This is a genomic window from Comamonas sp. C11 (assembly GCF_024496285.1).
GTDB lineage: Bacteria > Pseudomonadota > Gammaproteobacteria > Burkholderiales > Burkholderiaceae_C > Comamonas > Comamonas testosteroni_F.
Genome location: NZ_CP101743.1, coordinates 2,541,377 through 2,554,711 on the forward strand (window position 1 = coordinate 2,541,377; position 13,335 = coordinate 2,554,711).

Genomic DNA, 13,335 nt, shown 5'->3' on the forward strand with positions numbered 1-13,335 from the left:
AAGCCGTTTCATGCGTCTTCACTGTGAAAGCACTTTGACAAGCAATTCACAGGATTCATCTGATGAAAAGAAATCACTCTCATTTTTCTTCTGAACAAGAGGAGGGTACGGCTGCGGGTTCACATTGCGGCAGTCTGCGCAGCGTGGCTCTGGCCAGCGCCATGGCTTGTCTGGCATGGTCAGCTCTGGCGGTGTTGCCGACGGCTCATGCCCAGAGCGCAAGCAGCCAGACGGCCATGTCCACCTCGCGCAGCCTGAGCCTGCCTGCCCAGCCCCTGGGACAGGCATTGAATTCGCTGGCACGCACCTGGGGGGTGTCGGTTTCGGTCGACGCAGCCTTGGTGGAGGGCCGCACGGCGCCGGCGCTGCAAGGCGTTCAGACCTTGAACGAGGCGCTGGCCAAGGCGCTGGCGGGGAGCGGACTGGAGGCTGTGCCTGTCGGGTCGGCCATCACCGTGCGCCGTCACAGCAGCCAGACCGGCATGCTGGGCGAAGTGACGGTGACGGCCCAGGCTCAGCGCGAAGCCACGGAGGGCAGCGGCTCGTATGCCGCCTCGCACGTGTCCCTGGGCAAAGGGCAGGACATCCGCGAGACACCGCAGTCGATCTCGGTGGTGACGCGCCAGCGCATTGAAGATCAGGCCCTGAGCAATGTGGGGGAGGTGATGCAACAGACCACCGGCGTGACGGTGGACTATGGCGGTGCGGGAGGGTTGGGCGGTGCGGCCACCAAGTTTCTGTCGCGCGGTTTCGAGATCAGCAATGTGCAGATCGACGGAGCCAGCGTGGACGCTTTCAGCCAGCAGCTGTTCGACCCCAATCTGGCCATGTATGACAGTGTGCAGGTGGTGCGAGGCGCCAACGGCCTGTTCAGCGGCAACGGGGAGCCTGGCGGTGCCATCAATCTGGTGCGCAAGCGTCCCACGGCGCAAAAGCAGATTCTGGGCTCGGTGGGCGCCGGCAGCTGGAACCGCAAGCAGGCCGAGCTGGATGTTGCGGCTCCATTGAATGAAGCAGGGAGCCTGCGTGGTCGTGCAGTGCTCGCGCATTCGGACAAGAACTTCTTCTATCGCGGAGCGGATTCGCAAAACAGCCTGCTCTACGGCACTCTGGAGGCCGATGTGAGCAACTCCACGCGTGTGAGCCTGGGAGCCAGCTACGACAAGCTCAAGGCCACACCCTGGCGCGAAGGCCTGCCGCGTGCCGCCAATGGCGACGATCTGAAGCTGTCCCGCAAAACCGCGCTGATGGCAGGCTGGAGCCACTACGACAAGAGTGCCAAGGAGGTTTTTGCGCAGCTCGACCAGCAACTGGCGGGGGACTGGAAGCTCAAGGCTCAAGTCAATTATCAGAAGGTGGACAGCGATGCGCGGCTGGCCAGCCTCAGCGGAGCCGTTGATCCTGCAACAGGTCTGGGCTCCAGCTGGACCGGCTTTTCCAACGACTTTCGTTCGGAGAAAAAAAGCCTGGATGTGCATGCCAGCGGCCCGTTCTCGCTGTTCGGCCGCAAGCACCGCTTGCTGCTCGGCGCGGACTGGAGCAAGGTCCGTGACGATCAGGACACCTATTACTCCGAGATGGATACATCGCTGTCTCTGACCAATGTCCATGAGTTCGATCCCGGCAGAATTCCCCCTGCGGTACGCGAGCGAATGACGCGCAGCTATCCCGGCTATGGTGCCACGCAAAAAGGCTTTTATGGTCGTGCCAACCTGAGCCTGACGGATCAGCTCACCGCCATTGTCGGAGGACGCTATGCCAGCTACTCCTACGACACGCCATACATCAACTACAACTCCGATGGCAGTGTTCGGGCCAGCGGTCGTGAGTACTACAGCGAAAGCGGCATCTTCACCCCCTATGCGGGCCTGGTGTATGACCTGGGCAAGCAGTGGACGGCCTATGGCAGTGTGACCGAGATCCACAAGTCTCAGGCCAATATGCTGGCCGGGCCGGCACCGGGGGCTGCGCTGGACCCGATCAAGGGTCGAAGCTTCGAGCTGGGCATGAAGGGAGAGCTCGCCGACGGCAAGCTCAATACTGCGCTGGCCTTGTACCGTATCGAGCGCAAGGGGCAGGCGGTGCGTGATCCGCGTTATCCGGAAACGGATGTGGGGAATCTGGGCCTGAGCTGCTGCTATGCCCCGCAGGGCAAGATCATCAGCCAGGGGCTGGACATGGAAGTGAACGGTCAGCTGGCGCAGGGCTGGCAGTTGTTTGCCGGCTATACCTATAACCACAATCGCAACAAGACCGACCCGTCGCAACTGGTCTATAGCTCCATCACACCCAAGCACCTGTTCAAGCTGTGGAGCACGTATCAGTTGCAGGGCCAGCTCTCGCCATGGACGTTGGGCGGTGGCGTGACGCTGCAAAGCGCCACCTATGTCAGCGGCACGGCCAACAGCTACAACCCGGCATCGGGCCAATACGATGGAGATGCCGTTCCTTTCCGCTTCGCTCAGGCCGGCTACGCCGTCTGGGGCGCCAGCGTGCAATACCGCATCAATCGCAACTGGTCGGCCGCACTCAATGTGCACAATCTGTTCGACAAGACTTACTACAAGACGGTTGGGACCTCGGGCAGTGGCAACTGGTATGGCGAGCCGCGCAGTGTCCTGCTGACCTTGCGTGGCGCATTCTGAGTGGGCTGACATGAGCGGCAAGCCAGCATCTCAGCCCGGACTTCGCCAGACCATGTCATGGCTGCACACCTGGTGCGGCCTGGTGTGCGGCTGGCTGCTCTGCGCCATTTTTCTGACGGGCTCGATCAGCGTGTTCCGTGAGCCCATCACGCTATGGATGCAGGGAGGGCCACTGGAGGGCAGCGGCCAGCAGCCGCTTTCTCTGGACGAGCGTCTGCTGGCCTTGCGGCTGGCCGAGCAGCACCTGAGCAAGACGGCGCCGGATGCGAGTATCTGGCGCATCGGTCTGCCGCTGCGCACAGGCGAAGGTGTCAAGGTATTCGCACATGCCCAGGACGGCGATCTGCAGGCCAGCCTGCATGCGCAGACGGGCGAAGCCTTGCCCGAACCCGCCACGCGCGAGACCGAAGGCGGCCGGCATTTCATGTCCTTTCATTATTCCCTGCAGGGCGGCATCGCGGGCTTCTGGGTGGTGGGACTGGTATCGATGTGCATGATGGTGGCGCTGGTCTCGGGCGTGATCGTTCACCGGCGCATCTTTCAGGACTTCTTCACTTTCCGGCCGGGCAAGGGGCAACGCTCCTGGCTCGATGCACACAATGCATCGGCCGTGCTCACGCTGCCGTTTCTGTTCATGATCGTCTACACGGGACTCGCGCATTTCTACACCAGCTATATGCCTTGGCCGTTGCATTCGCTGTATGGGCAGGACCGTTCGGCCTACAGCCGCTATGAGTCCGAGTTGAGCGCCAGACCCAAGGCGAATACGCCTTCAAATGTGCTTGCCATTGCAGCTGTGGACCTTGTCAGCCTTGCGCAGCAGGCCCAGCCCCTGCTGACGGAGCCTGTTGTGGGCGTCGTGGTGCAGCGACCTGAGGGGGCGCCGGCCACGATACGCTTCACGGAAGGCAAACCGGAGACAGCGGCGACGCGCCGCCTGGTCAACGCCTCGCGTACCGTGACGTTCGATGCCGTCAGCGGTCAGGTGCTGGAGCCACCTACAAATCCCCTGTCCCGCAATCTGGCGAGCGATACCTATCCAGTCATCAGCGCGCTGCATCTGGTCACCTTTGGTGGCTGGACGATGAAGTGGCTGTACTTCGTTCTGGGTCTGATTGGCACCGCAATGATTGCCACCGGATCGATATTGTTTGCAGTCAAGCGTCGTGCAAAAAGCGGTCATGAATGGGGTGGGGCAACGCATTCCATGTACCGCAGCATCGACGCGCTCAATGTGGCAGCGCTGGCAGGGGCTGCACTGGCGTCGATTGCCTACCTGTATGGCAATCGCCTGCTGCCCCTGGTACTGGAGGAGCGTTCCAGCTGGGAAATCCGCGTGTTCTTTGCCGTCTGGGCCCTGAGCCTGCTGCATGCTCTGCTGCGCACAACGTATAAGGCATGGCGCGAACAGCTATGGATGCTGGCCTTGCTGTGTCTGGGTTTGCCGCTGCTCAATGCCATCACTACAGGCCATCACCTGCTGCTATATCTGGCGCAGGGCGACGACCGGCGAGGTGGGCTGGAGCTGACCTGCATGGCGCTGGGTCTGCTGGTGGCCTGGGGCGCATGGCGGCATGAAAAGTCGCAGCGTAGCAAGAGCGTGAAGCAGCAGCGTGCGGGTCGTGGCGCGGTTACGGGAGGTCTCACATGAAAGCGGCGGCAATGACCAAGGCACAGACCACGCGCTATCGCTGGGCCGTGCTGCTGCGCGTGCTGATGGTCACGCTGGGTGGCTATGCGCTCACGGCGCTGGCATGCGCCGTGCTGGCCCATGCGCTTGCGGCCGTGGGTGCCATGCAGCGTGCACCTGCGGTGCTGTTATCAACCTTGGTCAGCTTTTTGCTCTACACCGCAGTGGCACTTTGGGCCTTCCATGTGCGCAACCTGCTGCGCGTGATGGCATGGATGGCGGGCTCGGCTGCCTTGCTGACGGCTGCGCTGTAGGCGCTGAAAGGCCTGGCATGAGTCTGTGGCCGGTGATGGTCTGCGCCGTGGCGCTATGTCTGGCAGGCATGCTGGTGCTGAGCCAGGCGATGGACAGGCATTGCGATCAGCTTGTACCGCGCGGCGAGCCCGGGCCGGCGGTGCGGGTCGTGCTGCGTCTGGCGGGGGCGGCGCTGATGCTGCTGGCACTGTGGCACTGCGCAGGCTTCTGGGGTGGCGCGGTGGGAGCATTGGTCTGGCTGGGCTGCCTGAGTGTGGCCGCGCTGGCCCTCACATGGCTGCTCGCCTATATGCCTCGGTGCGCTGCAGCGCTTGTGGGGACGGGCGGCCTGGCTGCCTTGGCCTGGACGGTTCTGGTCGCATCAACGAGATGACCGCTGCTGCAAGATCGCAGTGGTTATTTCAGGGGGAGTCAGAGGCGTGATCTTGGGCATAGTCCGGAGTTCACAGGCCGAGACCGCGGACTCCGGATCGTTTTGTCGCAAAGGGCTGTCCGGTTATCGATGCATCCAATCGGCAGTCTAAAGATGGACCGGAGCTGTCTGCTCGGCCATGAGCTATCTACCGGATGCTGGCCGGGATTTTTGACGGTTTTTTGCACCTCGGGCGGCCGTTCTGGAAACCTCTTTGTGGATTGTTGTGGCTATTGCCGATGTGTGAAGCCGTGTAGCAGGCGCAAAATACATGCATTCGCCGATTTTCCCCGCTCCGAAACGATTGCCCGCCCATGCAGCAAGAGCCAGATTTCTTTCACAACCTCAATGAAGAGATGCGCGACGGAAAGCGCTGGCTGGAGCGGACGGTGGTGCTGGCATATGCCGCGGCAGCGGGCCTGAGTGTGGTGGCTTTCACGCTGCTGGCCGAAGCGGCGTTCGGCTTTTTCGAGAGCATCTACCACGGTGTCAATGGCTGGCTGGTGCTGATCTGGATGCCCGCCATCACGGCGGCAGCAGTCTGGGCAACGCGCAAATGGGCTCCCGGTGCCAGCGGCTCGGGCATCCCGCAGGTGATTGCCACGCTGGAGCCATCGGTCGATGCTGGTTTGCGCAAGCGCTTTGTGTCGCTGTGGCTGTCGTTTGCAAAGATCGTGCTGTCCAGCGCGGGCTTTCTTGCGGGGCTGTCGATAGGACGGGAAGGGCCGTCTGTGCAGGTGGCTGCAGGTGTCATGCATTCGGCGCGACGCTGGTTGGGCCCCAAGTCCGTCATCAATACCCATGCCTTGCTGGTGGCTGGTGGAGCGGCGGGTATTGCTGCAGCCTTCAACGCGCCGCTGGCGGGCGTGGTGTTTGCAATCGAGGAACTCTCGCGCAAGCTGGAGTCGCGCTCCAGCGGGCTCATCATCGCGGCCATTGTGCTGGCCGGTCTGATGGGGGTCTCGGTCTTCGGCAACCTGAGCTACTTTGGTCGCATTCGTGTGGCAGAGCTCGGCTGGCGTGATCTGCTGCCTTGTCTTGCCGTGGCCCTGACCTGCGGCGTGCTGGGCGGCTTGTTCGCCAAGCTCATGACCCACTCGCTGACTTCGTCCACCGAGCGTCTCAACAAGCTCAGGTCACGCTTTCCCATCCGCTTTGCGGCAGCGCTGGCCCTGCTGATTGCCGTCATTGGCGTGGTCACCGGCGGTGCCACCTTTGGCGCGGGCTCCGAAGCCGTCAAGCATATGCTGCAGGGCGAGGCCGATGTGCCCGAGTTCTATGTCACGCTCAAATTCATCGCCACCTGGCTATCGGCCTGGGTGGGCGTACCCGGCGGTATCTTTGCGCCTTCGCTGTCGATTGGCGCAGGCGTGGGGAATAACGTTGCATCGATTGTTGGAACTACGGATATAGCTCCTGCATTGATAGCAATGGGCATGGCGGCCTTCCTGGCGGCAGTCACCCAGGCGCCGCTGACGGCCTTCATCATCGTGATGGAGATGGTGGACGGCCACTCACTGGTGCTGAGCCTGATGGCATCGGCCATGATCGCCAGCATGATCTCGCGCATGATTGCGCGGCCGCTGTATGAATCGCTGGCCTTGCACATGCTCCAGGTGGCAAGGGCCTCTTTGCCCAAGGAGCCGGAGCCTGAAGCCACTGCGGCTCCAGCGGAGTCCACGCAGCCAGTGACACTTGATGAGTCATCCGAGCCCGATGCGCTGCAAAAGTCGCGTCAAGACTAGGCTGTCGGTTGAATCGATGAGCAGCGTCTAAGCGGAATTGAACAAGCTCTGGGCCAACGGTCTTATGCACGGGTGACGTCAGGCGTGAAGGTAATCTGGACGTGAGGTGTAGTCGCTGAGTCGGGTCTACATGCTCTTTGAGCGTGTCGCTGTGCATGGCGCGCTTCGGGCATTACGCTTGTTTGCGCACCATCACATGCATGGCTCGTTCGCCCTGTCTCACTTCGGCGACCTCATAGCCCAGCGCACGCATGTCCAAGCCCTGCCAGAGGTTTTCGCCGGACCCCATCAACAGAGGACGTACAGCTAGGTGAATCTCATCGACCAGGCGCGCCTGAAGGAACTGTCGCACGGTGGCTACGCCGCCGCCAATGCGAATATCGCGATCACCTGCTGCTGCCTTGGCTTGCGCCAGCGCCGATGCAATCCCGCCAGTGACGAAGTGAAAATCAGTGCCTCCCTGCATGCGCAGCGAGGGCCGCGCATGGTGGGTCAGGACAAATGCGGGCACGTGATAGGGCGGCTCATCGCCCCACCAGCCCTTCCAGCTTTCGTCGGGCCAATGGCCGCGTATCGGTCCGAACATATTGCGCCCCAGAATCCACGCACCGATGTTCTCGAAGGAGCATTCGGCCATCTGATTGTCGACACCTGTTTCGCCGATCTGAGACCCCCCATGCATGCGCTGAAAGACTTGAGTGGGGAAGAACCACTCAAGGATCTCAGGCCCACCGACGCCGAGGGGGTGCTGCAAATCCTGGTTGGGGCCAGCGGAGTAACCGTCCAGCGAGATGCCGAAGCAGAGGACTTTGACTTTCATGACGGAACACCTTTCAGATGAGAGAGCGATGATCGATGGCCTCGATATCAACGTCTGTACCTAGCGTTTCCACATGCCTCGGCCCCCCTTCGCATTGTTGAGCGCAGGGTGTTGGGCCCGAAGACGCGTCGGACCGCTGCTTTGGGCATCCGCCTGAATGGACGCTGCTGCGGGCCCTGTCATCCAGCTCGCTGCTCCGCTTGGTCGCAATTCAAGCGATCCATTCTTCAACCGCATGACCCCACAAAGCCGCAGGCGGTACAGAACTGACAGCCATCCTTTTTGATCATGGCATGTGCTCCGCAGTCGGGACATTTTTGACCGGTGACTGAGGCATTGCTCTCAGCTGGAGATGCCGGCGTGGCCGCCGTGCTGGGCGCGGGCTGAGGCAGGCCACGGTTGGCGATGATGCTCTGGATGGCATAGGCCAGCAGGGCCACCTCGCTGTCGTGCCAGAGCGGGATGCTGCTGCCGTCCTCGCGCGTTCTGCTGCCATAGCGCACGGGGCCGCGATCCCAGGCCACCTTGCGCAGATCGGCCAAGGCCTTGTCGAGAAAGCCGCCACGCGCGGCCAGGCTCAGGCTGCGCATGGTGGCCGTGATCCATTGCTGGCTCTCCCCGGTCTGGCCCACGGGCATGAAGAACTCGATGGGACGCTCCACACCGTCGACCACCATGAAGCTGACGACCAGGTAGAGACGCCTTATGCCGTCATGCGTGAAATATTCGATCTTGTCCACCACGGCGTTGAGCGGCCCCTCGGGGCGGCGCTCGATCACGGCTGTCATGCCGTTGGAGCCTGAAAAATTGATAGCGGCTTGCGCTTTATCAGTGGGCGTTTGAGAGGGTTTTGAGGCCGATTCTGTGGAGAGCACTGCACCCAGCGTATCGTTGGGGCGGTAGGTGGCACAGCCCTTGAGGCCGGCCTCCCAGCATTCCATATAGAGGTGTTTGAAGTCCTCGAACGGATAGTCGGCCGGGATGTTGACGGTCTTGGAAATCGAGGTGTCGATAAAGGGCTGGACGCAGCGCATCATGGCCACATGCTCGCTGGCGCTCAGCTCCAGGGCGCTGACAAAGCAGTCGGGCAGCGGTGCCTCATCGCCGTGCAAGGCCTTGTACAGGCGGTAGGCGTGATCCTGCACGGTGTAGAACTGCTCGCCGCCGTCGGCCGTGCGCTTTTTGCGCGTATAGGTCCAGGAAAAAGCGGGCTCGATGCCGTTGGACGCATTGTCGGCAAAGGCCAGCGACACGGTGCCCGTGGGGGCGATGGACAGCAGATGGCTGTTGCGCAGCCCATGTTTTCTGATGTCCGCACGCAGTTCCTTGGGAAGGCGTTTGGCAAAGCCGCTTTTCAGATACTGCTTGGCGTTGAGCAGCGGGAAGGCACCTTTTTCCCGTGCCAGCTCTACCGAGGCTGCGTACGCTGCATCACGCATATTGCGGGCTATGGTTTCGGCCTGCTGCAGACCTTCATCGCTGGCGTAATGCAGGCCCAGCAGAATCAGGGCGTCTCCCAGCCCTGTGAAGCCCACGCCGATGCGGCGCTTTTGCTGTGCCTCGCGCTGCTGCTCGGGCAGGGGCCAGACGGTGGCATCCAGCACATTGTCCAGCATGCGTACCTGAACCGCGACGGCGGCGCGAAAGGCTTCCAGGTCGAAGAAAGCCTGGGGGGTGAACGCCTCGCGCACAAAGCGCGTGAGGATGACCGGGCCCAGATCGCAGCAGCCGTAAGGCGGCAGGGGTTGCTCGCCACAGGGATTGGTGGCGGCAATCTGCTCGGCATACCAGAGGTTGTTATCGGCATTGATATTGTCGAGGAACAGAATGCCGGGCTCGGCGAAGTCATAGGCCGAGCGCATGATGGCATCCCACAGCGTGCGTGCAGGCTGGCTTTGATAGACCCAGAGACCATCGTCGCGGCGATGGGCGCCGGCCTGTATCTGTGCCTCGCTGGGGCTGGCGACATGCACCAGCTCCCATTCGGCGTCGTCCCTGACTGCCTGCATGAAGGCGTTGCTGACACCGACCGAGACATTGAAATTGTTCCAGCGGCCCTTTTGTCGCTTGGCGGTAATGAACTCCAGCACATCGGGGTGGTCAATGCGCAGCACGCCCATCTGGGCGCCGCGTCGCGCACCCGCCGACTCCACCGTGGTGCAGGATGCATCGAAGACATCGATGAAGGAGCAGGGCCCCGACGCATTCGAATTGGTGCCGCGCACCAGCGCACCACGTGGGCGCAGATTGGAAAAGTCATAACCCACGCCGCCGCCGCGGCGCATGGTCTCGGCCGCCTGCGACAGCGCCGTGTAGATGCCGGGGTTGCCCTGGGTGTCGAAGCCATTGGTGGCATCGGCGACGGGCTGCACAAAGCAGTTGATCAAGGTGGCCTTGGTGTCCAGCCCCGCAGCCGCCATGATGCGGCCGGCACCGATGGCGCCGAGTTGCAGATTGAGCAGAAATTTTTGCTCCCAATGGGCTTGAATCTCGGGCTTCTCAACGGCTGCCAGGGCTCGTGCCACGCGGGCAAACAGGTCTTGTTCGGATTGCTCGCCGTCGGCCAGATATTTTTCGGCCAGCACATCCTGGCTGATGGCCTGTGGAGGGAGTGTGTTCATGGCATGCCTCATGCTAATCGGATGTCGCCTTTGTAGTGCAGACTGTTTGGTAGTGCTGTGACGCAGCGCAACATCGGCGATGCACCAAGTGGCCAGAGGCCTCCATCGGCAGAACGGGCCCGCCCCAAAATTGTGACAGACCCGCCGAAAATAGATGGAAAAGACCGGGTCGGCGTATGAGGGAGGGCACCGCGCAGGCCAGGCCTCAACAAACGGTATCGGCCGACGACAGGGCGAAGCAACGATCTATCGAAGGCTACGCTCGGGTCTGAATCATGTCCCCCTCAAAGCGCGCAGCGGCATTCATGACCGCCATCACCGATGCGGTGACGATGTTCGCGTGCATGCCTACGCCAAACCGTGAGCCGGGCACGCCAGGCCATGCGGCTTCGATGATGGCAACGGCGCAGGCGTCGGCGCCGTTGCCCAGGCTGCGCTCTTCGTAGCTGTCGATGCGCAACGGCAACTCCAGTGCAGCGACTGCGGCTGCAATAGGGCCGTTGCCGATGCCGGTGCGCAGCCTGGGCTGCCCGTCGGCATCGTTCCAGTGCAGTTCGATACCCTGGCCTTGCGGGCTGTCGAACAGGCGATGGCTTTCATAACGCAGTGACCGAGACCCGGCTCGGACATGCAGGTAGGTGGCTTCAAACAGCTCCCAGATTTGTGCGCTGCTGAGCTCGGTTTCGCTGCTGTCGGCCCAGGCCTGGACGATGGCGCTGAACTCGATCTGCATGCGCCGCGGCATGGTGATGCCTCTGTCCTTCTGCAGCAGGAAGGCAATGCCCCCCTTGCCGGACTGACTGTTGACACGCACTATGCTGTCATAGGTACGTCCCAGGTCCTGCGGGTCTATGGGCAGATAGGGTACGCGCCACGGAGCATCGGCTTTCTGCGCCGCAAAGCCTTTGGCAATCGCATCCTGGTGCGAGCCGGAAAATGCCGTGAACACCAGATCGCCCACATAGGGGTGGCGTGGGTGGATGGGCAGGGCCGTCGAGGCTTCGGCGATGCGTGCCACGGCCGCGATGTCGGAGAAATCCAGGCCCGGGGCAATGCCCTGGGTGTAGAGGTTCAGGGCCAGCGTCACCAGATCCACATTGCCGCTGCGCTCTCCGTTGCCGAACAAGCAGCCTTCCACGCGCTGGGCGCCGGCCAGCAGGGCCTGCTCGGCACAGGCTACGCCAGTGCCTCTGTCGTTATGGGGGTGTACTGACAACGTGATGTGTTCGCGCCGTGCCAGGCGCTGCTCCATCCATTCGATCTGGTCGGCAAATACATTGGCAGTGGACACCTCCACCGTGGTCGGCAGGTTGATGATCATGGGGCGCTTGGGGCCGGCATCCCAGGCGGCAATGGCGGCATTGCACACCGCGAGGGAAACCTCCAACTCGGCCATGCAAAAGGTTTCCGGGGAGTACTGCAGCACCCATTCGGTTTCGGGGTGCTGCTCGGTCAGCTCGAGCAGATAGCGCACATGGTGCTCGACCATGGCAATGATCTGCGGCACTTCCATGTCAAAGACGATTTCGCGGAAGGCCGGGGCTACGGCGTTGTACAGGTGCACGATTACGCGGCGTGCGCCGGCCACGCTGCGCACGGTGGTGGCAATCAGGTCCTCGCGCAGCTGGGTGATGACCATGGGCGTGACATCGTTGGGAATCAGCTGGGCGTCGATGAGGTGACGCACGATGTCGAAGTCGGTCTGCGAAGCGGAAGGGAAGCCGACTTCGATTTCCTTGAAGCCGATGGCGACCAGTTCCTCGAACAGTCGCAGCTTGCGCTCGCGGTTCATGGGTTCGAACAGCGCCTGGTTGCCGTCGCGCAAATCGGTCGAAAGCCACACGGGCGCTTGCGTCAATGTACGGGCAGGCCATTGGCGGGTGGGCAGGTCCACAACGGGAAATGCGCGGTATTTGGTAGAGGGATCAGCCAGCATAGAGACCTTGGAGTTGAAGAAACGATCACCTGGTCTCCCTGCCCGGATGGGGCTGGCTAAGGCCGGGGTCTGGGAAGACCAGGATGGGAGCATGCGCGAACGCGTGCATGCGGACCCCGACCAGATGTCAGAGCCAGTAGGCGTAGCGAAAGCGGCTGGCGATGTTTCACGGCAAAAGTGCGGGTTGATGCAGACAGTAGGGCTACTTTATGTCGTCAACGGTATAGACTTCTATCGATAGATATCCATTTGTTGTAGATATTTGGACAGATTGAATGGGTTTTGCATCCCCCGAACATGGCGCGCATGCGCTGGATCTGCAGCATGCTCAGCTTTCGTCACTGCCTGTCACCGGCGTGGAGCAGCGCTATCCGCCTGGTCATGTGGTGCCGCAGCACAGCCATGCCCGTGGTCACGTCATTTATGCCTCTGAAGGCGTGTTGCTGGTCGAGTCCCCCTGCGGGCAATGGCTGGTTCCGCCGACCACTGCGGTGTGGCTGCGCCCGGGCATGCTGCACCGGATCACGGCGACCACGGCGGTGCGAGCCTTCGGTCTGTTCATTGATCAGGCGTGCTCGGCAGGCTTGCCTGCACAGGACTGCGTGCTCCATGTCTCGCCGTTGGTCAAGGAGCTGATGGCGGCGCTTGTCGACTTGCCCCATCAGGGGCCGCATCGCTCGCGCGATGCGCTGCTGGGCGATCTGCTGCTGGAGGAGTTGAAGGCGCTGGCGCCGCTGCCGTATTACCTGCCATGGCCGGAAGACATGCTGATGCGACGCATCTGCGAGAGCATGCTGAGTGCACCGGCGCAGCGCACCACGGTGGAAGCCCTGGCCCGGCAGCACGCGCTGACGCCAAAGACGCTGCACCGTCGTTTTCTGAAAAGCACCGGGATGAACTGGGGTCGGTGGTATCAGCAGATGCGGCTGATGGCTTCCATCCCCCAGTTGCTGCAGGGCATGGCCATCACGACCGTGGCGCTGGAAAGCGGCTATGAAAGCCATAGCGCCTATTCGGCGGCTTTCCGCAAGCAGTTCGGCCGCCCGCCGTCAGAATTCGCAGCTACGGCGGACAGAGCAAAGTTGCGTTAGCCGGTCTTGCAGCGCCCTGAGCTGTTGCTTGCGTAGCCGGTGCCTGCCACGTCACATCTCTTTGCTTCCCCAAAATAGCCTCCAACGCTTTCTCATCAGGTGCTGGAAGCTATGTTCGAT

At 62.0% G+C, this 13,335-nt stretch carries 9 protein-coding genes; 6 read left to right on the forward strand and 3 right to left on the reverse strand.

All coding sequences use genetic code 11. The annotated features are described in order from the left end of the window. Nucleotides 1-62 precede the first annotated feature (62 nt). The 5 genes from NOX35_RS11680 to NOX35_RS11700 all read left to right on the forward strand — a co-directional run bounded on the left by NOX35_RS11680 (nt 63) and on the right by NOX35_RS11700 (nt 6,747). Nucleotides 63-2,645 carry a TonB-dependent siderophore receptor gene (locus NOX35_RS11680; protein ID WP_256496691.1) on the forward strand — a complete coding sequence of 861 codons (2,583 nt, stop codon included), beginning with the start codon at nt 63-65 and terminating at the stop codon, nt 2,643-2,645. A 10-nt stretch (nt 2,646-2,655) separates the two neighbouring features. Then, nucleotides 2,656-4,296, forward strand: a complete 1,641-nt coding sequence (locus NOX35_RS11685) for a PepSY domain-containing protein (protein ID WP_256496692.1) — start codon at nt 2,656-2,658, stop codon at nt 4,294-4,296. Further along, nucleotides 4,293-4,589, forward strand: coding sequence for a hypothetical protein (locus NOX35_RS11690; RefSeq protein WP_256496693.1), 297 nt, complete (start codon nt 4,293-4,295; stop codon nt 4,587-4,589). Before NOX35_RS11685 ends, NOX35_RS11690 begins: the two co-directional genes overlap by 4 nt. A gap of 17 nt (nt 4,590-4,606) precedes the next feature. Continuing rightward, a complete protein-coding gene (locus tag NOX35_RS11695) occupies nt 4,607-4,963 on the forward strand; it encodes a DUF3325 domain-containing protein (protein ID WP_182286797.1) in 357 nt (118 codons plus the stop codon). A gap of 353 nt (nt 4,964-5,316) precedes the next feature. Further along, nucleotides 5,317-6,747: a chloride channel protein gene (locus NOX35_RS11700; protein ID WP_182286798.1), complete on the forward strand. Its 1,431-nt coding sequence runs from the start codon at nt 5,317-5,319 to the stop codon at nt 6,745-6,747. Nucleotides 6,748-6,919: 172 nt separating this feature from the next. On the opposite strand, the gene NOX35_RS11705 is transcribed toward NOX35_RS11700, so the two are convergent. From NOX35_RS11705 to NOX35_RS11715, 3 genes are all read right to left on the reverse strand, one after another. After that, the gene (locus NOX35_RS11705; protein ID WP_256496694.1) at nt 6,920-7,567 is read right to left on the reverse strand and encodes a dihydrofolate reductase family protein; all 648 of its coding nucleotides are present in this window, start codon (nt 7,565-7,567) and stop codon (nt 6,920-6,922) included. A gap of 227 nt (nt 7,568-7,794) precedes the next feature. Beyond that, nucleotides 7,795-10,188 carry an adenosylcobalamin-dependent ribonucleoside-diphosphate reductase gene (locus NOX35_RS11710; RefSeq protein ID WP_256496695.1) on the reverse strand — a complete coding sequence of 798 codons (2,394 nt, stop codon included), beginning with the start codon at nt 10,186-10,188 and terminating at the stop codon, nt 7,795-7,797. Between the two features lie 256 nt (nt 10,189-10,444). Next, a complete protein-coding gene (locus NOX35_RS11715) occupies nt 10,445-12,124 on the reverse strand; it encodes a 2-isopropylmalate synthase (RefSeq protein WP_182286801.1) in 1,680 nt (559 codons plus the stop codon). A gap of 275 nt (nt 12,125-12,399) precedes the next feature. On the opposite strand from NOX35_RS11715, the gene NOX35_RS11720 reads away from it, so the two are divergent. Next, nucleotides 12,400-13,215 carry a helix-turn-helix domain-containing protein gene (locus tag NOX35_RS11720; protein WP_256496696.1) on the forward strand — a complete coding sequence of 272 codons (816 nt, stop codon included), beginning with the start codon at nt 12,400-12,402 and terminating at the stop codon, nt 13,213-13,215. Nucleotides 13,216-13,335: the final 120 nt, after the last annotated feature.

Bases quoted from the DNA above. Each gene is read 5' to 3' on its own strand.
- NOX35_RS11680 (WP_256496691.1), top strand. From the start codon at position 63: ATGAAAAGAAATCACTCTCATTTTTCTTCTGAACAAGAGGAGGGTACG.
- NOX35_RS11690 (WP_256496693.1), top strand. From the start codon at position 4,293: ATGAAAGCGGCGGCAATGACCAAGGCACAGACCACGCGCTATCGCTGG.
- NOX35_RS11700 (WP_182286798.1), top strand. From the start codon at position 5,317: ATGCAGCAAGAGCCAGATTTCTTTCACAACCTCAATGAAGAGATGCGC.
- NOX35_RS11685 (WP_256496692.1), top strand. From the start codon at position 2,656: ATGAGCGGCAAGCCAGCATCTCAGCCCGGACTTCGCCAGACCATGTCA.
- NOX35_RS11720 (WP_256496696.1), top strand. From the start codon at position 12,400: ATGGGTTTTGCATCCCCCGAACATGGCGCGCATGCGCTGGATCTGCAG.
- NOX35_RS11710 (WP_256496695.1), bottom strand. From the start codon at position 10,188: ATGAACACACTCCCTCCACAGGCCATCAGCCAGGATGTGCTGGCCGAA.
- NOX35_RS11705 (WP_256496694.1), bottom strand. From the start codon at position 7,567: ATGAAAGTCAAAGTCCTCTGCTTCGGCATCTCGCTGGACGGTTACTCC.
- NOX35_RS11695 (WP_182286797.1), top strand. From the start codon at position 4,607: ATGAGTCTGTGGCCGGTGATGGTCTGCGCCGTGGCGCTATGTCTGGCA.
- NOX35_RS11715 (WP_182286801.1), bottom strand. From the start codon at position 12,124: ATGCTGGCTGATCCCTCTACCAAATACCGCGCATTTCCCGTTGTGGAC.